Source organism: Aquiflexum gelatinilyticum (genome assembly GCF_024813435.1).
In the GTDB taxonomy this organism is placed as follows: Bacteria; Bacteroidota; Bacteroidia; order Cytophagales; family Cyclobacteriaceae; genus Cognataquiflexum; species Cognataquiflexum gelatinilyticum.
Genome location: NZ_JANAEZ010000005.1, coordinates 355,651 through 377,256 on the forward strand (window position 1 = coordinate 355,651; position 21,606 = coordinate 377,256).

The window sequence follows — 21,606 nt, forward strand, 5'->3', positions numbered from 1 at the left end:
TATGCTCAAAGATATCCTTCAGATTTATCTCAACAGGTTATTGGATCTTTCCAGTCGTAACAGGTCTATATACCTGCCTCGATTGATTTCCAATCAGATGATAGATTTGAATGAGTTGGATTTCCTCAACCACCATCCGGCATTTAAGCTTGTTGAATCTCTTTTAGCCAAAGAAAAAAAAATAACCCTTATTCCCTTTGCAGACCCGAGAGACAAAAATGTCAACCTTCTTTCCCAAAGACTCAATAGGCTTGACCACTTAGTCAAAGTCGCTGAAACCGAAACAGGGGAAAAAAGTCTTTTTGTAGGTTGGCCATTTGTAGAAGGAAAGTTACTCAATGACCAGGTTATCAGATGTCCATTGATTTTCTTTCCGGTTGAATTAGATAAAATAGAGAATCAGTGGGTTTGGTCCCGATCTACTAGTGATGTGCCTTTCTTCAACAAAGCATTTCTACTGGCATATGCTTACGCTTACGGCAAAGACCATCAGTATTTTGGGGAAGAAAATCCCCTTGAGAATTTTTCAACTGACCCAATCGGATTCCGGAATGACCTCTACGAATTGCTCAAAAATGAGTTTTTTTTAGATTTCAATTCCGAACTGTATGAAAATAAGGTTTCGACTTTTCCACAATCGGCAAAATCCCTCGATGAATCCCAACTTAAAACCGGCAAACTTCAATTAAAACCATATGCCGTACTTGGCCAGTTTTCCCAAAAGGCAAGTTTTTTGATCCAAGATTATGAAGAACTAATAGCCGGGGAAGAGTTTAAAGATCTTGAATCCTTGTTCCAAAATCGGTTTGCTCCAGAAGAGGACCAGCCTACGCCAGTCCGAGAAGACCAGCTTTACACAATCTTTCCTGTAGATGCCAGTCAGGAAGAAGTGATCAAATCGGTAAGGGAAGGTAGGTCATGTGTAGTGGAGGGACCTCCGGGTACAGGTAAATCCCAGCTTATCAGTAACCTTGCTATTGATTTTATTTCTAGGGGAAAAAAAGTCCTTATCGTTTCCCAAAAGCGGGCTGCTTTGGATGTCGTGTATAAAAGATTGGAGAAGGAAGGTTTTGGTTCATTTTTGTCATTGGTTCATGATTTCCGTGCCGACAGGAAAGCTTTGTATAAAAAAATACATGACCAAATCCTGTCTCTGGATAGGTATCAGGAACTGAACAGTGGAATAGATGCCATTCAACTGGAAAGGCAATTTTCCCAATATTCAAGACTTATAGATTATCATAGCGATTATTTTTCAAGTTTAAAAAAGGCGCTATTTAATACTGAGGAATGCGGTGTTCCGGTAAAAGAACTTTATCTAAGCTCCAAATTGTCTGATGAGGCATTTGACATGACTCAATTTTACAGGAGGTTCCATGCCGGAAGGCTAAATGATTTTTTGAGGGATTTTAAGTCATATTCGGGTTATTTTGAAAATTATCAAAACCCAAAGTCTTTTTGGCTCCATAGGGTGGATTTCAGCAGTTTTGAACCCGGAGTATCAAGGAGGATCCAAGAGGTCATGGCAGAGATTTACCTTTTGAAGCAGAAATTTGAAGATGATTTTTCAGAACTTGAATCATTTCAGTCGTCTTTTCTTTTTTCATTTTTTGAGCAAAAACAGAAAATTCAAGAATTATTAAAAATTCTGAAAAATGGGGAGAATCTGGTTCTCTTTTGGGAATTGAAAAGCTTACCCAAAAATGAAGTGGACTTTCTTTGGCTAGAGCATAAGCTAGATGCGATTAGGTCCCTGTTATCGGAAGAAGGTGTGGAATGGCACAGCAAAGATGAAGAAGTCGAAAGGCTGCTTGAGTTGTCTTTGGAGTTTTTGGAAAGAAAAAAAGGATGGAGGAGGAATATACCATTATTATGGAAAAAGAAAAGGTTCCATAATATCTACCACCTTTTGATTGAAAACAAGTTGCAAAGCAATGCATTTGGGGTGAAAACTTTGATCAAAAAACTTGAAAACCGTTTGAACCTCAACCATCAATATGCACTGCTGAATGAGAAAAAGTGGATACAACTACCTGAAAAACCTTTTGACTTTATATCGTTCAACCATTTTTCGGAACTGTATAAGAAAACTTGCCACGCTAAAAACCTTTTTCATGAATTTGGTTCTTTAGCGGACGTATTGAAAGAAAAACTGGATTCAGGATCCGAATTTATCTCTAGGTTAAATTTGATTTTGAAAAACATAGAGGACCTGGAAGCAAAAATTCCTTATTGGAATTTATACCTCAGTAAAATACAGATTCAACATCTCATCACAGAACGGACAGGAGAGGGGATTGTCTCTCTCAAATCTCAGGTTGATGTAGTATTTCATGACTTAGTGACTTTTGACAGGCTTCGAAACCGGCTCAAAGACCAAGATATCCTAGTCATGGAAAAGATACTTTTGACAAATCCAAAGAGGGATTTTCAGGACTTGAAAAACCTGTTTTTGGCAGGATTAAAACTAAGCTGGATAGGCCATATCGAAACCAAATACCCTTTGCTTCAAGATGTGGTAACTCCAAAAACAAATCAGACCCAAGAGGAATTGATGGAGGCTGTTTTGGAAAAATGGAAATTGTCCAAATATATCGCTGAAATCAGGTTAAGGGAAAATACTTATAAAAACCTTGAATTCAACAGGCTCGGGAATCTATTGACTTACAGGGAACTTTCCCATCAGGTGAGTAAGAAAAAGAGAATTTGGAGTATCAAAAAATTGGTAGAGAATTTTGAAAAGGAAATATTCCAATTGGTACCCTGTTGGCTGGCTTCACCGGAGACGGTATCAGCGCTTTTTCCCTTAAAGCAATCTTTTGATTTGGTTATTTTTGATGAATCTTCTCAATGTTATGTGGAGCGGGGACTCCCTGCTATGCTGAGGGGGAAGCAGACGGTTATTGCCGGAGATTCCAATCAACTCCGTCCTTTTGACCTGTATCAGGTGAGGATAGAAACTGAGGAAGAAGGAATCGAGGCAGAAACAGAGTCTCTTCTTGAACTTGCTTCTTCCTATTTCCCCAAGTTTTGGCTGCAAGGGCATTATAGAAGTGAACAGTTGCCACTCATCCATTTTTCAAATCAAAATTTCTATGAAAACAGGTTGAAAATGCTGACTAGAATGGATTTGATTAATAATCCGGATAATCCTTTTAAATGGGTTTTTGTTAATGGTATATGGGACAATCAGACCAATAAGGAAGAAGCACTTGCTGTAATAAAAGAAATCAGGTCAATTCAGGAAAGCAACCAAGGACTAAGCATTGGGGTGATTACTTTCAATTTTTTCCAAATGGAATATATCAGGGAGATGGTAAACAAAGATGATAAAATCCAACTTGAAAACCTTTCTATAAAGAACATTGAAAATGTGCAGGGGGATGAATTTGATTGGGTTATATTTTGTGTAGGCTATGCAAAAAACAAGAAAGGAAAATTGATAGCCAATTTTGGTATGCTTTCTAAAAAAGGAGGAATAAACAGACTAAACGTGGCAGTCACCCGAGCAAAGAAGAAAATCACTTTGATAAGCAGCATCAAACCAACAGATTTCAGTTCAGACCAACTGAAGAATGAAGGTATCAGAATGCTTAGGGATTACCTCAGTTTTGTGATCGATATCTCCAATGGAAAAGAAAAAGAAACTGCAGTTCAAATTCCTTACAGATTCGAATCAGGATGGTCATTGAGGGACAAAATTCAGGGTACCTACCAAGGTTTTTCATTAGATAGGTTCCCTGCTTCAACTTGGATGGATTTGGCAATCAAAGCTGAAGGTAAATACAGAGAAGCACTGCTGACAGATGACCAAAGGTTGTATGATGCTTTGGGGGCCAAGGAGGCTTTTGTTTACCACCCTTTACAATTAAAGGAAAAAGGATGGTCCTACAGGTTTTTCTACAGTAGGCAATATTGGATGGATAAGCCAATTCTAGGAGACTGAGCTTATTTCTTCACTACTTTTACGCCTACAGTTTCAATTCCGGAAAGTTTTTCTACCCTCATATATTGTAATAGGTGAATACTGTAGTATGCATTTTCAATTGGCAACGTGTCGTATTTGGTAAAAGTACTGCCGTATCCTTCTCCGAGTGGCTTTCCATTTTTGCTGTCAAACAGTGGAATGTCCAATAATTTGGACTCCACTGTTTGATCAAGGCTGTCTTTTAGGATATATCTCAAATAGAGATTTCTAAACTCATAATCTTTGTTGTATTTTATTCCTATGAGGGTTCTATTTGGGATTGAAAGTTGATTGACTTCAAAGGAAACTGTGTCAGCAACATCCCAATTGCCGGTCTTTAACCCCTGATACTCTTCATAAATTCTATCTCCATTACAACTTGTTATCAATGAGACAAGAGCAATGATGATTCCTACAAATCTTTGGTTCATGTTATTGTCCTGAGTTTTGATCACCTTTGTTTTGTTCTCCCTTGTTCCTGTTATTAAACCGCCTCTTGTTGTTTTTCTTCTTTTTAGGGACTTGGTCGGGATTTATTTCTCTTGGAATTGCTGCTGCTTTTTCTTGGTTTTCGATAGGCTTTGGCCTATTCTCTACATTTTTTCTTGGGGGATTCTGCCTGTTCTGATTAGGCTTTTCCGGAGATTGCCTGTTGGGTCGGCGGCCTTCAGGTTTAGGACCAGCTGGCCTTGCTTCAGGTGCAGAAGTATCTTTAACCATCACCTGATTTTCTCCCTGATTTCTCGGTTTCTTTTTCTTCTTGGTTTTCTTGTTTTTGCTGAATTTCTTATCAAGAGCATCAAGTTCCATATTGGATTTAGAAATCAAATCCTCTTGTTCCTTACCATGGTTTGTTTTGAGATCATAAGGAATTACTCCTTTTGAATTCAATTCAAGTATTTCAGAAACCCTTTCGCAGGTGATTGAATGCCAGTTGTTATCATTGTTATAACTGAACCACATCAATTTTCTGAAAATATCCGTTTTTTGAAGTTTTGCCGATCCCGCTTCTGTCTGCAAAGGTTTGTCCACTTCAGGAATATCACTCAAAGCCGCCATATAGGTATCCAGCTCATAGTTAAGACAACATTTCAACCTGCCGCATTGGCCTGAAAGTTTGGTTGGGTTGAGCGAAAGGTTTTGATACCTAGCAGCAGAAGTATTGACGCTTTTGAAATCATAGATCCAAGTGGAGCAGCAAAGTTCCCTGCCACAGACACCGATTCCTCCAAGTCTTCCCGCTTCTTGTCTGAGACTGATCTGTCGCATTTCTACCCTGATTTTAAACTCGGAAGCTAGGGATTTGATCAGTTCCCTGAAGTCCACGCGGTCATCCGCAGAATAGTAAAAAGTGGCTTTTGAATTGTCAGATTGAAACTCCACATCTGAGAGTTTCATGTCCATCTTCATTTCATCGATGATCTGTTTTGCCCGATATAGGGTTGGAATTTCTCTGTTTTTGGCCTCTTCCCATTTTTCAAGGTCTTTTTGAGTAGCTACCCTGTAAATTCGAAGGATGTTATCATCATCTTTGATTTTCCTTTTTTGCATCTGCAATCGGACAAGCTCACCTTGTAGTGAAACATATCCTATGTGGTGGCCATTGGGCACATCCACCACGACGGGATCTCCTGTCGTGAGGGAAATACGGTCAATATTTCTATAATATTCTTTTCTTCCACCTTTGAATTTGATCTCTACTATATCAAATTTATCAATGGTCGGAATTCCCATGTGGGTAAGCCAATCAAAGGAATTCATTTTATTGCAATCGCTTGTACCACAGGTGCCGTTATTTTGGCAGCCTCCGCTAGATCCGGAGGTGGTTGAGCAGCTAGTACATCCTGACATAATATTTATATATAATGGGAGAAATGTTCTCCTCTTTGTTTTGGATTTATTTAATCAATTTCAAAATGTCTTGACCAATGTCTTTTCGGAAATATATTCCTTCCCAACATACTTCTGAGGCCCTACTATATGCATTTTCTAATGCAGATTCAATATCATTCCCCTTTCCAGTGATAGCTAGAACCCTTCCGCCGTTGGTAAGGATTTCCCCTGAATCTGTGATTTTTGTTCCGGCATGAAAGACTATAGAATCCTGAGAGTTTTCAATGTTATCAAGACCTATAATTTTATGACCCTTTTCGTAATCTCCGGGATATCCACCAGCGACCAATACCACAGTTGTACAGGTATATGAAGCGATCTCCAATTGATAGGAGTCTAATTTGCCTGTTCCCATTGCATATAAAAGATCCACAAAGTCACTTTTGATCCGGGGCAATACAGCTTCTGTCTCAGGGTCACCCATTCTGACATTGTATTCTATGACATAAGGATCGCCACCGTCATTCATAAGACCAATAAAAAGAAAACCCACGTAGGGGATATTTTCTTGGATCAATCCCTTAATGGTTGGTTTGACAACCCTTTCTTCGACTTTTTTTATAAATGCTTCATCTGCAAAAGGTACCGGACTGACGGCACCCATACCGCCAGTATTCAAACCTGTATCTCCTTCACCGATTCTTTTATAATCCTTTGCTTCCGGAAGGATTTTGTAATGACTCCCATCTGTCGCCACAAAAACAGAAAGTTCAATCCCTTTTAAAAACTGTTCTATGACAACTTTGTCAGAAGCGTTTCCGAATTTGCTTTCCAAGAGCATTTCTCTCAGTGAATTTTCTGCTTCATCATGACTAAGGCAAATCAATACACCCTTACCCGCTGCAAGACCATCTGCTTTTAGAACAATCGGTAGGGACTGTTTGCGGATAAATGCAAGCCCATCTTCAAAGGTTTCTTTCGTGAAAGTTTCATATGCAGCTGTAGGTACTCCGTATTTCTGCATGAATTGCTTTGAAAAATCTTTTGATCCTTCTAATTCAGCACCGGCCATAGACGGCCCTATGATGGGCACACCATTTAAAGTAGGATGTTTCTTGAAAAAATCGGTAACTCCTTTTACCAAGGGTTCTTCAGGACCTACCACAACCATATCTATTTGATTTTCAATACAAAAATCAGAAAGAGCCTTGAAATCAGTAGGGGAGATGTTGATATTTTTAGCAATAGAAGCAGTTCCGGCATTTCCGGGTGCAACGAAAAGCTGCTTACATTTTGGGCTGTTTACAATTTTCCAGGCAAAAGCATGCTCCCTGCCGCCACTTCCTAATAATAATATATTCATTAATAAAATTCGTTTTAGTTGGCATGCTCTGAAATGAACTTGATTCTGTAGACCCTGATTTCCTCCTCAGCAAAGTCTTCTTCTTCAAGTTCTGCCAGCGCAGCTTTAATATTGTCAGATTCTGCAGTCATGAAATACTCATGGAGCATGTCTTCCCTTTCCTCATCCATGATGTTTTCAATGTAATAGTTGATGTTCAGCTTGGTACCGCTGTAGATAATCTGCTCTATTTCACCTATCAATTCTGACATGGAGAGATTCAGGTTTTCTGCAATTTCATCCAAATCTACTTTTCTGTCAACTTGTTGGATGATAGAAATTTTGACTTTGGATCGGTTACCTGCTGTTTTGACTACTACATCAGACGCAGTAATGATATCATTTTCTTCAACATATGTTTCAATGAGTTTTAGAAAAGGAGCCCCAAATTTAGTTACTTTCCCCATTCCCACCCCATTGATCTGGGCAAGTTCTTCTTTGGTAGTAGGGTAAACTGTTGCCATCTCTTCTAAAGATGGATCCTGGAAAATCACATATGGAGGAAGCCCTTTTGATTTGGCAACTTTTTTTCTTTCGGCTTTGAGAAGTTCAAACAACTTTTCATCATATGCTTTTCCTCCTGCTGCAACTTCCTCATTAGAATTGTCTGCCGGCACTTCATCAAAGTTAAAGTCTTTACTTAGAGTAATGGAATATGGGTCTTCTAAATAACTTTCACCTTTTTCGGTAATCTTGATGATGCCATAGTTTTCAATGTCCTTATCAAGAAAACCAAGGATGAGGGCTTGTCTGACTACAGTTCTCCAAAGTTTTTCATCATCTTCTTTTCCTTTGCCAAAGACCGAAATTTGATCATGGCCATAACTTGCGATATAATCATCTTTTTCACCTCTGATGACTTTGACAATGTGGGCAAGATTAAACCTGTTATTGGTTTCTTTGACAGCAGAAATCGCGGATAGGAGGTAATCCATCCCTTCAAATTTTTCTTTTTGCTTTTTGCAGTTGTCACAATTACCACAATCGTGGTCCATTGACTCTCCGAAATAATGCAAAAGCACACGTCTTCTGCACATGGTACTTTCAGCATAGGCAGCCATTTCCTCAAGAAGAATTTTGGCGTTTTCTCTTTCGGTGACAGGTTTGTCTTTATTGAACTTTTCTAGCTTGATGATATCGTCATACCTATAAAACATCAGGCAATGACCTTCCAGGCCATCACGTCCCGCTCTTCCTGTCTCTTGGTAATAGCCTTCCAAGGATTTTGGAACATCATAGTGAATTACATACCGCACATCAGGCTTGTCAATTCCCATCCCAAAAGCAATTGTAGCAACAATGACATCGGTTTCTTCATTGAGGAAATCGTCCTGATTTTTAATTCGGACATGTTGGTCAAGTCCTGCATGATATGGAGCGGCATTGATACCATTTACCTTGAGCAGTTCAGCTATTTCCTCGACTTTTTTACGGCTGAGGCAATAGATGATTCCCGACTTTCCTTTTTGGGATTTGATGTATTTGATGATCTGCTTCTTGGTTTCATTTTTAACCTTTGGACGGACTTCATAATACAGGTTTGACCTGTTAAAGGAAGATTTGAAAATATCAGCCTCTTCCATCTGAAGATTCCTCTGTATGTCTACCTGAACTTTGGGAGTTGCGGTAGCTGTCAGTGCCACAATCGGAAGGTGGGAACCAACCTGTGCGATGATTGATTTGATTTTTCTGTATTCCGGCCTAAAATCATGACCCCATTCAGAGATACAGTGGGCTTCATCTATGGCGACAAAACTCAACTTTGCTTCTTTGAGAAAAAGCATGTTTTCCTCTTTTGTCAAGGATTCGGGAGCCACATATAACAGTTTGGTTTTTCCTGAAAGGACTTCCTTTTTTACTTTGTTGGTCTCAGATTTATTAAGGGTTGAATTGAGAAAATAGGCATTGACTCCAAATGCATTCAATTGGTCTACCTGGTTTTTCATCAATGCAATAAGGGGAGAAATGACGATGGCAGTTCCTTCACTGACAACGGCCGGAAACTGGTAACACAATGATTTTCCAGCTCCTGTGGGCATGATCACGAAGGTGTTTTTACCCTTCAATACGTTCTCCACAATAGCTTCTTGGGTTCCTCTGAACTGGTTGAAACCGAAAATAAGTTTAAGTTTTTCTTTTGCGCTTTGATCCACAATTAATTGAAATTACCATGCTGCCACAATTGGCCCACATTAAAATTTTGAAGGATTTCTTTTATACCTTTGTTACAAATCTAATGAATAACAACAGCAGTTTTGAAGTTAACAAAAAATATTAAAAGTTGTGCCATCAAATTCCTTCAAACAAAAGCAAATGCTGTTCAAAATCCCGGAAATTACATAAACGTTGAATTTGAGTCTTGGGAAGAGTTTGTTTTGATTCCAATATGAGGCAGCTTCACCAAATTAAACAGGAAACTTGGCACTATTGCCGATAAATTTAAATCCAAGTTTAACCCAATTTGCCATTCAATGGTCCAATTGAAGACAGAAAACACCTGATGTGTTTATATTCACAGGATTTGAAATCATGGCTGTTTTGGATGTTTCCAAAAGTTGATCTCCGTTCAAAATCAAATTAATTGGTTTTGAATGAAAGGTGAAGACCCGAAAAGCATAATTGATGAAATGAAAGATATTTTCAGGAATTTCTGTTGCCGATGTCTTGAAAATCAATCTCAAAGTCCATTCAGCGAGGTATTGCCATAATTGCGTTGTATCAAAAAAGGCAATTTAAAATTACATAACCGGTAGCGATGAATGTCGATAAAGTGGCCGGTTTTATCCATATTCATAAATTGAATTAAGAAGGAAAAGTATAATAAAAATTGATGGAAGACAGACCATACATTGTAATCATGGCCGGTGGAATCGGTTCCCGATTTTGGCCATACAGCAGAAACAATAGGCCCAAACAATTTTTGGATATACTTGGCACAGGCCGCACTCTATTGCAGATGACTTATGACAGGTTTGCAAGAATTTCTGACAAATCACATTTTTTTGTAGTCACCAATTCCAAATACGAAGATCTGGTAAAGGAACAACTTCCTGAAATCCCTGAAAATCAGATTTTGACTGAACCTTTAAGAAGAAATACTGCGACATGCATCGCATATGCGAGTTATAGGATTTTGAATAAAAATCCCCAGGCTAAAATAATTGTCACACCTGCTGACCACCTTATTGTGCAGGAAGATAATTTTTTTAAAACGATGGAAATAGCAATTGCAGCTGCAGATATAGAAGACAGGTTGATCACACTCGGTATCAGGCCCAACCGTCCTGAAACAGGATATGGCTATATCCAATATATCAGCAACCAAGGCAATCCGGTAAAAAAGGTTAAAACATTCACTGAGAAGCCCAATTCAAAATTGGCCAAGACCTTTATCGAAAGTGGGGATTTTGTGTGGAATTCCGGGATGTTTGTCTGGAAAGTTAGGAGCATTATCAGGGCATTTGAAAAATATATGCCTGACGTTTCAGAGGTATTTGAAGAAGGTGGAGATCATTTTACCAGGGAAAGTGAAGAGGCATTTATCAAAAAAGCGTACTCCTTGGTAAAAAACATCTCCATCGATTATGGCATCATGGAAAAAGCCGATGAAGTTTTTGTCGTCCTTGGTGATTTTGGATGGTCAGATTTAGGTTCTTGGTCAAGCCTTCATGAAGTGCATGAAAAGGACAGTGAAAATAATGTCATAGAAGCGAATGCATTATTGTATGATACCAAAAACTGTTACATCAAAGTAAGTCCCCAAAAATTGGTTGTAGTCGAAGGTTTGGACAATTACTTGATCAATGAAACAGAAAATGTGTTGATCGTATGTAAGTTGGATGGTGATAAGAAGTTCAGAGAATTTGTCAATGCAGCCAAAGCAAAAGGGGAGGATTTTGTCTGATGAAAAAGGAAGTCACGATATCAGAAGCCCAAGAGTTGGTGGATCATTGGATCAAAACTGTCGGTGTCCGCTATTTTAATGAATTGACCAATACTGCCATTCTGATGGAAGAGGTGGGCGAACTCGCACGAATCATGGCCCGCAAATATGGCGAGCAATCCTTTAAAGAATCGGACAAGGATGTGAACATGGCTGATGAAATGGCTGATATTCTTTGGGTTTTGATTTGTTTGGCCAACCAAACAGGTGTAGATCTGACAGAAGCACTTCAAAAGAATTTTGATAAAAAAAATATCCGGGATAAGGATAGGCATAAAGAAAATAAGAAACTTCAATAAACTTAATATCTTGAATGGTTTCCGGTTATTTTTAATCCAATTGACGGGAAAATATCTTATAATCAGTTTGGCCAATCAGAATGGATTTTTCTCATGAATCATTTTTTATGACATTTTCTGACAGCATTTAGGAATACACAGGAATTTCAAGGGTATTTTCTTAAACTTGTCTGTCCAAAAAATCCCATGAAATACGTCATCGTAGATATAGAAACTACAGGAGGAAACCCAACACAAGGGGGAATCACGGAAATTGCCGCAATCCTTTATGACGGTGAGCGTGTAGTGGACAGATTTCATTCGCTGATCGATCCGGAAAGGATGATCCCTGGTTTTATAACGGGATTGACTGGGATAGATAGTGATATGTTGGATGGGGCGCCTACCTTTTCTGAAATTGCTGAGGAGCTTTATGACTTTTTGAAAGGAAATGTATTTGTTGCTCACAATGTCAATTTCGATTATTCATTTATCCGTGAAGCCTTAAAGGTTACAGGTATCGAATACAATTCTCCAAAACTATGTACTGTCAGACTGAGTAGAAAAGCATTTCCCGGTTTTGGTTCTTATAGTTTGGGAAGGATTTGTGGTCAATTATCCATTTCCATCAAAGACCGCCACCGCGCGATGGGAGATGCGGAAGCAACGGTTGAGTTATTCGACAGGATTTTCAAGAACAGCCCTGACGTCATATTCCAGTCTTTGAAAAAATCGAATGGAGAAACCTTTTTGCCTCCTCATATTTCCCGAGAGCGGTTTTTGCAAATTCCTGAAAGTACAGGTATCTATTATTTTCATGACAAAAACGGACAGGTAATCTATGTCGGCAAAGCAAACGACATCAGAAGCAGGTTCAAAGGCCATTTCTCCTCAAGTTCCAAAGACAAAATGCAACTGTCAAATGAAATCCATAACATCAGTTGGGAGCTTACAGGAAATGAATTCTTGGCATTTTTGCTTGAGTATTTGGAAATCAAACGGTTATGGCCGAAATACAATAAAGCACTTAAATATAATTCCTGGAATTGGGGATTGTATCGATATGAAGATGGACATGGATATGTGCGTTTTCAGATTGGGAAGAATTCCGGGAATTTAAAACCCCTCATTGAATTTGAAAGCCATTCTGAAGGCTGGAAATACCTCATGGATCATGTAGCAGTTTTTAACCTTTGTCCAAAACTGGCAGGTATCCAAAAGACTACCGGTGCTTGTTATGACTATCAAATCCAAAAATGTCAAGGGGCATGTTGCCATCAAGAATCTCCCGAAGTTTATAACAAAAAGGCAAATGATTTTTTGACTTCCATCACAGGGCAGGAGGGTGCGGTGATAATCAAAGAAAAAGGTATGCATCCCAATGAAACGGCTTTTCTTTATTTTGAAAAAGGGGTTTTTTCTGCCTATGGATTTTTGGATAAAGAAGACAGTTATTCGGATGAATTTGAAATTCTTGGAAGTCTAAAAAAAGTCAAACACTTGCCCGAAACCAAATACATCCTACGCTCTTTTTTTCCAAAACTTTCCCTCAATCAAATCTTAGTGGTAAAATAGCTGATGATCACAACAGCAAGGTGGCTACAGCACCTGCTTCCAATGCAATATCTCCCGACCATTCTTTGTTTTGTACCGAAAAGATTTTGAATTCTTTGGATTCATTCAATATGAGTAAAACCAAACGACCATCGGGTCTTTTGAATGCTACATTAGGCAATCCTTCAGGTTCATTGCTGTCTATCCTGATGGATCCCGGCAACACATATTTGGATGCATGTGCGATAACATAGTAAGCAGGATTCCGCAAAACTTTATCAATTTTAATGGTGATGGCACCCAAACATTGGTCACATCCACCCCTGTCAGTATGGGGTTTGAGGTCGGGGGCGGAACTGAGATTCCATTCCAATACTGTTTTGGCCCAGTTTCTTGATGCACCTATTGTCAAGTTTTTAGTATGCCAAGCGAGGTCGCCTGGCAAATTTCCCGGTGCTCCAACCCATTGTTCGGTGAAATACAGGTTTTTGTCCGGATGAGCTTTATGAACTTCTGATAGGGCTTCTATTTTTCCGCCATAAAGGTGAAATGCTGAACCATCGATGTATTTCTTTGCCTCTGGATCATCCAATATGCTGATGGGATAATCAGGTCTGTCTGCATTGTGGTCATAGATGAGGATTTTGGTTTTGATTTGATTTTCTTCAAATTTTGGACCTAGATAAAACTTTATAAAATCCCGTTGTTCCCCGGCAAGCATAAGCAGACTTGGGTTGTTTCCGGGATGTAGCGGTTCATTTTGGATAGTAAGTGCGTCAATTACAAACCCTTCTTCAGCCATTTGTTGGATGTATTTGACAAGATAAAGGGCATACCTATCATAATATTCCGGAAGTAGTTTTCCTCCTCTTGTATCTTTGTTGTCCTTCATCCAAGACGGTGGAGACCAAGGTGAGGCCATCAACTTGATGTTGGGATTGATGGTAAATATTTCTTTCAAGACAGGTATGACATCATTCCTATCCGGGCCTAGGTCAAAGTTTACCAAAAGGGTATCTTTTTCACCTTCTTCTATATCATGATAAGAAAATGGATATTGATTCAAGTCAGAAGAAGCAACAGAAAGCCTGAGATAACTCACTCCAATGCTGTTTTCTCCTTTTCCAAAAAGTTCTTGTAAAATTTCATTTCTTGGTTCCGGCCTCATACCCAAAAGATGTATGGCACTTCCCTGTGAAAGTGTAAAACCAAAGCCATCCATTACTTGATAGGTAACCGATTCGTCCAAACGGATGACCACATCCTGAGGTGCTGATTTTGAAAATAGGACTGAAGGTTGCTTTTCAAACAAGACCCCCTTTTTTGGATCGGTCAACAGAAATTCAGCTTCAATCTTTGGTTGGTTACAGCTGATTAAAAACAAGAGAATGAAATATGGAAAATGCTTCATGGATGGGTTTAAATAAGAAAGCCGTGGAATTTACAGGAAATTCCACGGCTTAGAAAATGATTGCTATTCCTTTTTATAAAATAATAAATCCTATTCTGATCAGAATAGTAAAGAGGCCAAACCTAATTTGCTTTTGAATGGTTTGATCAATCCATTGATTTTTTTTGTATACTTTCCTAAAAGGTCATTTCCTAAAAGACTTGTCAAAAACTTTTGTCTTTCACCACCTAAGTTATTCAGAAGACCCTTTTTGGCATCGTCTGAACCGCTTCCACCTAGGATTTTGAAAATCTCTCCTGCAAAGGTTTTGTTATTAGCCTTTAATTTGGATGTTTGATCAGCTGAAAGGCCTAATCCTTCCACACTATCCAATGCTCCTAATAATTGCTTTTGAAGGTCTGCAGTGGGAATTTCTGCTTTTGGTACTTTTAATGCCTGTGCTTCTGCCTTATAAGTGAATAAGGCCATGATTAAAATGGCGAAAAGAAAGGTTGATTTTTTCATAATGGTTTTTTCTTTAAAGTTAAAAATATTGAAATTATTTGTTGGGTATTTGGGTAAAATTTTAACTTTTTGAATTGTTTCTATCAGTATTCTGCAATGGGATCCGGTATTTAGGATAATTTCATTGGTTATTTTCCTTTTTGATCCAATTTTTTTTAATCACAAGGGATTCCTCATTTTTGTAAATTGATCTTGTAGGACTTAACGAAATTAAGAGCAAGATTTTTAATTCTTTTTTTGAGGCCTTGCATATCGGATTGGGGCTTTTGGCTCAGGCTTCAATTCTACACCTTGGGTCTCCAATAGTCTTAATGTTTCTTTAACAGCCCTTTCCAATTGTGGATCTTTACCGTTAATGACCTCTTTTGGAGTTTGTTCAACAGAAATGTCAGGCGAAATTCCCACGCCTTCTACTGCCCATTCACCATTGACATCAAAGAAACCTCCCCTAGGTGCCACCATTCTTCCACCATCTATGAATGGCGGTGTGTCCCATGTACCAACTAATCCGCCCCAGGTTTTGGTACCGATAAGCGGACCTATTTCCATTTTGTGAAATAAGTAGGGGAGGAGGTCTCCGCCTGAACCGGCCCTTTCATTGATCAGCATCACTTTTGGTCCCCAAATTCCTGCCATTGGCGTGGTAAATGGCCTTCGGTCACCGGCACGGCTATTGAAATAGCCGTGGAGTTCGCGTGCCATAATGTCTACCATGTAATCAGCAGCGGAACCACCGCCATTGTTCCTTTCATCAATTACAGCTCCTTTTTTATCCTGTTGGGAAAAATAGTAGCGGTTAAAATAAGTGTAGCCGGGATTGCCGGTATTTGGAATGTAGACATAGGCTAATTTACCTCTGGACAATTCATTTACTTTTCTCCTGTTGCTTTCTACCCAATCCATCATCCTCAATTGGTTTTCATTTTCTACGGGAACGACGGTAATCAATCGTGAACCTTCGCTGTCCGGTTTACTGTTTACCCTGATTTTTATCTGCCTTCCTCCAGTACCTTCAAAATATTTGTACAGGTTTTCTGAGGCTTCTATTTCTTGTCCATTAACCTCAAGGATATAGTCTCCTACCTTGACATCTATGCCCGGTATGGCTAATGGCGCCTTGAGGTTAGGATTCCAGCTTTCAGCATTGTAGATTTTGGAGATTCTGTATCTTCCCTGGTTAACCTCATAGTCTGCACCCAATAAACCGATATTGACCGACTTGACATCAGGAAAATCTCCGCCTGAAGTATAGCTGTGTCCGACCGCTACCTCTCCGCCAAGTATGTCAATGATATAATTCAAATCACTTCTGTGCCTGACATGCGACACCCAAGGCTTATACCAACTGAAAATGTCATCCCAAGGTGCTCCGTGTACATTATCCACATAAAGGAAATCACGTTGGTACCTCCATCCTTCTTTAAAAATCTGTTCCCATTCTTGTTTAGGGTTGATTTTGATTTTGAAATTTGCAAGGGCTTTCAGGTTACCGTCTCCTGCTTTTTTTGGGCCTCCGTTGGTTTCAACGATTCCCCAATTGCCATTTGCCTGATAGAGTAATGTTTTCCTATCATTTGAAACCGTCGCAAAGCTGATTCCAGATAGGTATTGTTCAGTTTTTCTTTCTTTGAAATTGTACCTGTGCAGCAATACTCCCGGTTGGTTAGGTAAAGATTCTGTATAGAACAAATAGTTTTCAGGTCCTCCGACCAAACCTATATAATCTCTTGCAGGGACATCCACCGCAATGATCCTTTTCCATATACCTTCCTCATCAATTGTCACAAGTTTGGTATCGGTCTTATTTTCGCCTTCTTTTTTCTCTGTTTCCTTCTGCTTTTCTTCGTCACTTTGAGGTAAGAAAGGGGACTTCCCGTTTTTATTCAAAACAGCCACATACAAGCTTCTGGTAATTGGTCTTTCGTAAGAGCTCATGTCCAACCAACCTGAATTCAATCCAAAATTGGTACTGGCTAAGAAGTAAAGGTATTCAGAATTGACATCCCAAACAGGACTAATTGCATCTGCCAATCCATCCGTCACCTGTATTTTTTTGCCGGTTTCGATTTGATGAACAAATATGGCTTTGAACTGATTGTCCAAAAGTCTTGCGTAAGCGACCCATTTGGAATCCGGTGACCATACAGGATTCAAACTTCTGTTTGGGTGTGCAAAACGTTCTGTGTCAGCAATTTTGGCAGTTCCACTAGCCACATTGACTATCCATAGGTTGTAATCTGTATCGGTGAAAGCAATATGCTTTCCATCAGGTGCCCAATCGGGTTTGAAGTAAAAGGATTTGTTGGGAAGGGAGATAGTTTTTGGTTTGGTAAGTCCTTCTTGGTCTCCAATCATGAGTTGGTATTCTCCTGAGGCATCTGAAAACCAAGCAATCTGCTGACCGTCAGGAGACCAAATCGGCGACCTGTCTGCGATGCCGGAGGTATTGGTCAGGTTACGTGCATCTCCATTTTCCTTTGGAACTGTGATGATTTCTCCCCTGAATTCAAAAAGCGCTCTTTGCCCTGTAGGAGACAAAGAAGCATTTGTCAGGCTTCTTCCATTTACATCTTGCCATCTTTCTCTTGCCCAATGGAAATCTCCGTTGATATTTATTGTCAACTGATTGGTAACTCCTGTGGCAGGATCCAGAATATGGAGGTAGCCTCCTTGTTCATAAACTACCTCAGATCCATTGGAATCAAGGTTTTTGATGTCAAAATCTGTATGGAAAGTTTCTTGCTTCAATGTTTCTGACTTTGGGTCAAATGACCAGATATTGCCTGCATAATCCCTTTCAGAAAGAAAAAATACCCGATCCCCATGCCATATGGGTTGGGTATGCCGCTCGTTGTCTGTTTGTAAAGTCATTTTTAAGGAGTGGTTTTTCATATCCACAATCCAAATTGGTTTAGCCTGCCCTCCACGGTAATTCCTCCATTCGGGATCCCAAAAAGCGATTTGCTGATAGGCTATGGATTTTCCATCTGGAGAAATTCTTCCATTTACTGCTCTTGGAATATCCAATGGTTCTTCCATTCCACCTTCCTTGGCAACTTGGAAAAATTTAGATTCCTTGGTAGGAACTCCCATTCTTGCAGAAGTGAAAAGTACATGTTTGCCATCAGGTGTCCAACCTGTAACCAAATCAGCTCCGGGATGCCACGTAAGCCGCAGGGGTTCTCCACCTTCCAATGGAATCACATAAACATCCGTGTTACCGTCATATTGACCTGTAAATGCAATGGATTTGCCATCAGGTGAGAATCTTGGTAAGGTTTCAGCACCTTCATTGCTGGTCAGGCGAACAGCATCTCCTCCTGATTTATTTACCTTCCACAAATCATTGGCATGGACAAACACAATGTGTTCCTTGCTGATTGTAGGTTCGCGGAGTAATCTTGTGCCTTGGGCATTTACAAATTGGAAGGCAATAGACAGAGTAAAAAGAGTAAGTAAATTTTTCATGGCATATTTGGGTAAGATTGATAGGTAAATCTAATCAATTGGGTAAGTAATCGAAAACCGTTCAATAAATGGAACAGTTTTATGTATTTGATCCGGTAATTGAATTCCCTTCGCTCTCAGCTCCTGATTTATCTTCAGTTTCCTCCAATTCATCTCCTTCAGTAATTTTACCTACTTCGATGTTTGGATTTTCTGCGTTTCCTGTGATTTTGATCGGAATGCCGAATAGCCCCAAAGGAGGAAGTCCAAGCCTGAAAGCAATGCTCATATCCCCATCCAAACTGACCTGACCTTCAAATCTTGGTCTAAATCCTGCTATGCGCATCCTTGTCCTTTCGATGGTCATCAGGTTGTTGGCAATGTTGCTTTTGATCTGTACTCCTGCTAGTTCAGGGTCTGCCAATTCCTTGTTTTCGGTATCTTTGGCGATACTGTTCATCAGTTTGAATCCTTTGAGTTTGACTTTGTCCAAAGCAAAAATCCCTTCTCCTTTGATAGAAGGAAGCACAGGGTTCATATTGGCATCCAATCTACCGGACAACTTATAGTCCAAAGAAGCTATGCCCTGTGCGTATTCTGCAGCGGAAACCATTTCCTGAAACAAAGGAATTTCGTCATAGGCACGTTTTATGTCAAAACCTTTTGCCCGAATATGATAATCAAAGGTTGCGTTGAATGGATTTAAAGGAACATAATTTCCTGTCATTTGAAATGTAGAACCCACTAGATTGAATCCGGTATTTTCCATCAAAAGACTGCCGTTTTTAATCCCTATTTTCCCATTGAATTTTTCCAGTCTAACCTGATCAAAAATGACCGTATCTAGTGATGCTACCAGGCTGAAATCAACATTGGGCGGAATCATGACTACACCCTGAACAGATCCCAAAGTGTCTACTTCCACCGCACCATCCTCCGAATAAAACATAAAGTCATTCAGATTTAGCTTTTGGCTGCTTAACGTCAAATTTCCCTTAACAGGAGCATCTTCATCCGCATAATAAGCTATCAAGTTGAACAGATAGCCGTCAGCTATCAGGGTATTTTCGGCATATTGTGCATGAAGTTTTTCAAGAAAAAGTTTGTCCTTGTCTACCCTGATTTTTCCAGAATGGATGTCAAAAGGCAGGGGAAACAAATCTGACCGTACCCTGATTTTTTCCATTTCAATGGTACCTCTGTTGTCTAGCTGCTGAAGCCTTCCTTTTGTGGCGTCACTTTGAAGGCCTTTGAGATTGATGTCTGTGATAAGGTACCCATCCAATTCATAACCATCTACCCCAAATGTCTGATAGAGTTTTCCTAGGTCTATCCTTCCTTGGGATTGGATTTCATATTTGATGTCATCCAGATTTTCAACATTGGCTTTTAATGAAAATGGACTCCCTGCAAATGTGAATGCTATAGGCTGAAGGTCAATTTTCAAATCATTGTAAGATCCTTTTTCACTTATGATATTTAATACAAATGAAATATTTTCTATTGCCTGATCGGAATATTGAGTTTTGATAAAGCCTTCATTGACAGAAATTTGGGAGTTGATGATTGGAAAAAGCTTTTTGTCTTGTTGGTAACTCCCTTTGGCTTTTACATCCATTTTTAGTTTTCCGTTCAGTACAATTCCTGAATCAAGGGGGTAGAATTTTTCAATCTGAGCAAGGTCAAAATCTGTTGTGAGATCAGCATCAACGTCCATTATTTTGAGACCTGCCACTTTCATACTTCCTTTTGTCTGATTGTCAAGAACTTTGAATCTGAAGTCTTGAAGGTCGATTCCGATATTTTGGAGGATGCTGTCAGGAGAATTTATACTAAGATTCCAAGAGATGTCCTGAATGGCCTCAGGCAATGCAGTCCATTTTAAATATCCTTCTTTAAGTGAGGAACTGAAATTAAACTTGGGTATGCTGATGACTTCTTTTTCATCTCCCCTGAATTGGTTTGGAAGCGGCCGGGTCAAGTAGTTTCCTTTAGCCTGCAATTTCATTTCCATCAATCCTTTTAAATCGAAGGGAATTATTCCCAATGCTTTATCAAGAAGGTCCAAGTCTACATTGATAGCCAAATCACTGTTAATAATTGCCGGATCAAGCCCTTCAATATTGAGATGTCCATAGACGAAACCATCTCCAAGAGTCATCGAAACGCTGTCCAAGGCAATGATGGTTTTGTCTACATTGAGTTCGGGTACAGTAAGGTCAAGGTCGAGGTATAATTTTTCGAGAGGAGTCGAAGAACCTGTGTGGCTGATAAATCCATTGTAGATAAAAAGATTCATCAGGATGTTTGGCATCTGGTTTTGCTCGGGAAGGTAAAGACCCTGCAGCGAACCCCTGAGTTCTCCTTTTCCTCTGACAGTTGTATTGTCTAGCCAAGTGCCCAATTCATCCGGAATGAGGGTAAGTATGTCTTTAAAATCCGTATCGACGGATTCAAGGATGAAATTCATATCATAACCTCCATTCAAAAATTCCAGTTTCCCTATAAAATCTACAGGGAGTTCATTGATCATGAGGTGGTTTCTCTCGAAAGTCAAAGCTGTCGATTCTGTATCGATTTTGGTTTGGAGGCTTGCGCTGACTCTTTTTTTGGATAAATAGGTGACATTTTCATAAGTAAGCTCAAATGTCTGAATGTTTAATTCACTGCTGAGGTCCACGATGGCATCCTTCAAATTTCCTTTTCCGGAGTAGTCAAAATTCTCTGCGAGGCAAGAAAAATCTAAATCCGTATCCCGATAGAAAAAATCACTGTTGCTGAATTTGATATTGTTGATTTCCAAACTCAGATCTGAGGGTTCTTGTTCTGATTTGGTGATATCAGTTTCGGAAAAGAAAATATCAAAATTGGCATGGCCTTGTATATCACGGAGGATATTGATCTTAGTTTCATTGAAGTAAATACCTGAAACTTCAATCTTATCATTGAAAACAGAAAGAAGATTGACACCGAAGGACACATCTTTGGCATAAAGCAAAGTGTCATGGACAAAACCTTCGGCACCCTTTACAAAAACTTCATCCAAAGAAACAGTCAAGTTTGGAAAATGCCTGAAAAAAGTAAGGTTGATTTCATTGAACCGGAGTTCTGAAGTAACCTGGCTGTTGATGTATTCTTTGACTTTTGTATTGACTTTGTCTTTGAAAAAAAGAGGAAAGATGGCCATGATTGCCAGTATCAACCCAAATCCTAGTCCTGAATATTTTAATATTTTCAGTGCAGGTCTTTTATTCCATTCCATGGGTG

12 protein-coding genes are annotated in these 21,606 nt (G+C 39.4%); 4 read left to right on the forward strand and 8 right to left on the reverse strand.

Translation table 11 applies throughout. The features are described from left to right. The first annotated feature begins 1 nt into the window (after nt 1). The gene (locus NK987_RS13465) at nt 2–3,946 is read left to right on the forward strand and encodes an AAA domain-containing protein (RefSeq protein ID WP_259264273.1); all 3,945 of its coding nucleotides are present in this window, start codon (nt 2–4) and stop codon (nt 3,944–3,946) included. Between the two features lie 2 nt (nt 3,947–3,948). Here NK987_RS13465 and NK987_RS13470 read toward each other — a convergent pair whose 3' ends face one another. The 4 genes from NK987_RS13470 to recQ all read right to left on the reverse strand — a co-directional run bounded on the left by NK987_RS13470 (nt 3,949) and on the right by recQ (nt 9,355). Next, nucleotides 3,949–4,398 carry a gliding motility lipoprotein GldH gene (locus tag NK987_RS13470; protein WP_259264274.1) on the reverse strand — a complete coding sequence of 150 codons (450 nt, stop codon included), beginning with the start codon at nt 4,396–4,398 and terminating at the stop codon, nt 3,949–3,951. 1 nt (nt 4,399) lies between these two features. Next, complete coding sequence (locus NK987_RS13475) at nt 4,400–5,728, reverse strand: PSP1 domain-containing protein (protein WP_259264275.1); 1,329 nt, start codon at nt 5,726–5,728, stop codon at nt 4,400–4,402. 136 nt (nt 5,729–5,864) lie between these two features. After that, nucleotides 5,865–7,163 carry a phosphoribosylamine--glycine ligase gene (gene purD, locus NK987_RS13480; RefSeq protein ID WP_259264276.1) on the reverse strand — a complete coding sequence of 433 codons (1,299 nt, stop codon included), beginning with the start codon at nt 7,161–7,163 and terminating at the stop codon, nt 5,865–5,867. 14 nt (nt 7,164–7,177) lie between these two features. Then, nucleotides 7,178–9,355 (reverse strand): DNA helicase RecQ, encoded by a 2,178-nt coding sequence (gene recQ / locus NK987_RS13485; protein WP_259264277.1) that lies wholly within the window; start codon nt 9,353–9,355, stop codon nt 7,178–7,180. 677 nt (nt 9,356–10,032) lie between these two features. Between recQ and NK987_RS13490 the strand changes: the two genes are divergently transcribed. From NK987_RS13490 to NK987_RS13500, 3 genes are all read left to right on the forward strand, one after another. Further along, entirely contained in the window at nt 10,033–11,106 is a 1,074-nt protein-coding gene (locus tag NK987_RS13490; protein WP_259264278.1) for a mannose-1-phosphate guanylyltransferase, read from the forward strand. Further along, nucleotides 11,106–11,444 (forward strand): nucleotide pyrophosphohydrolase, encoded by a 339-nt coding sequence (locus NK987_RS13495; protein WP_259264279.1) that lies wholly within the window; start codon nt 11,106–11,108, stop codon nt 11,442–11,444. Before NK987_RS13490 ends, NK987_RS13495 begins: the two co-directional genes overlap by 1 nt. 186 nt (nt 11,445–11,630) lie before the next feature. Then, nucleotides 11,631–12,998, forward strand: a complete 1,368-nt coding sequence (locus NK987_RS13500; RefSeq protein ID WP_259264280.1) for an exonuclease domain-containing protein — start codon at nt 11,631–11,633, stop codon at nt 12,996–12,998. 7 nt (nt 12,999–13,005) lie between these two features. Here the strand turns inward: NK987_RS13500 and NK987_RS13505 are convergent, their stop codons facing one another. The 4 genes from NK987_RS13505 to NK987_RS13520 form a co-directional block, all read right to left on the reverse strand. Next, nucleotides 13,006–14,388: a glycoside hydrolase family 30 protein gene (locus tag NK987_RS13505; RefSeq protein WP_259264281.1), complete on the reverse strand. Its 1,383-nt coding sequence runs from the start codon at nt 14,386–14,388 to the stop codon at nt 13,006–13,008. A gap of 99 nt (nt 14,389–14,487) precedes the next feature. After that, nucleotides 14,488–14,892: a hypothetical protein gene (locus tag NK987_RS13510; protein WP_258423112.1), complete on the reverse strand. Its 405-nt coding sequence runs from the start codon at nt 14,890–14,892 to the stop codon at nt 14,488–14,490. A 225-nt stretch (nt 14,893–15,117) separates the two neighbouring features. Continuing rightward, nucleotides 15,118–18,360 (reverse strand): S41 family peptidase, encoded by a 3,243-nt coding sequence (locus tag NK987_RS13515; RefSeq protein WP_259264282.1) that lies wholly within the window; start codon nt 18,358–18,360, stop codon nt 15,118–15,120. Nucleotides 18,361–18,439: 79 nt separating this feature from the next. Next, nucleotides 18,440–21,601 (reverse strand): AsmA family protein, encoded by a 3,162-nt coding sequence (locus NK987_RS13520; protein ID WP_259264283.1) that lies wholly within the window; start codon nt 21,599–21,601, stop codon nt 18,440–18,442. Nucleotides 21,602–21,606: the final 5 nt, after the last annotated feature.

Coding starts and splice junctions, on each gene's coding strand:
- NK987_RS13465 (WP_259264273.1), top strand. CDS start 2: ATGCTCAAAGATATCCTTCAGATTTATCTCAACAGGTTATTGGATCTT.
- NK987_RS13470 (WP_259264274.1), bottom strand. CDS start 4,398: ATGAACCAAAGATTTGTAGGAATCATCATTGCTCTTGTCTCATTGATA.
- NK987_RS13475 (WP_259264275.1), bottom strand. CDS start 5,728: ATGAATTCCTTTGATTGGCTTACCCACATGGGAATTCCGACCATTGAT.
- purD (WP_259264276.1), bottom strand. CDS start 7,163: ATGAATATATTATTATTAGGAAGTGGCGGCAGGGAGCATGCTTTTGCC.
- NK987_RS13490 (WP_259264278.1), top strand. CDS start 10,033: ATGGAAGACAGACCATACATTGTAATCATGGCCGGTGGAATCGGTTCC.
- NK987_RS13495 (WP_259264279.1), top strand. CDS start 11,106: ATGAAAAAGGAAGTCACGATATCAGAAGCCCAAGAGTTGGTGGATCAT.
- NK987_RS13500 (WP_259264280.1), top strand. CDS start 11,631: ATGAAATACGTCATCGTAGATATAGAAACTACAGGAGGAAACCCAACA.
- NK987_RS13505 (WP_259264281.1), bottom strand. CDS start 14,388: ATGAAGCATTTTCCATATTTCATTCTCTTGTTTTTAATCAGCTGTAAC.
- NK987_RS13510 (WP_258423112.1), bottom strand. CDS start 14,892: ATGAAAAAATCAACCTTTCTTTTCGCCATTTTAATCATGGCCTTATTC.
- NK987_RS13515 (WP_259264282.1), bottom strand. CDS start 18,360: ATGAAAAATTTACTTACTCTTTTTACTCTGTCTATTGCCTTCCAATTT.
- NK987_RS13520 (WP_259264283.1), bottom strand. CDS start 21,601: ATGGAATGGAATAAAAGACCTGCACTGAAAATATTAAAATATTCAGGA.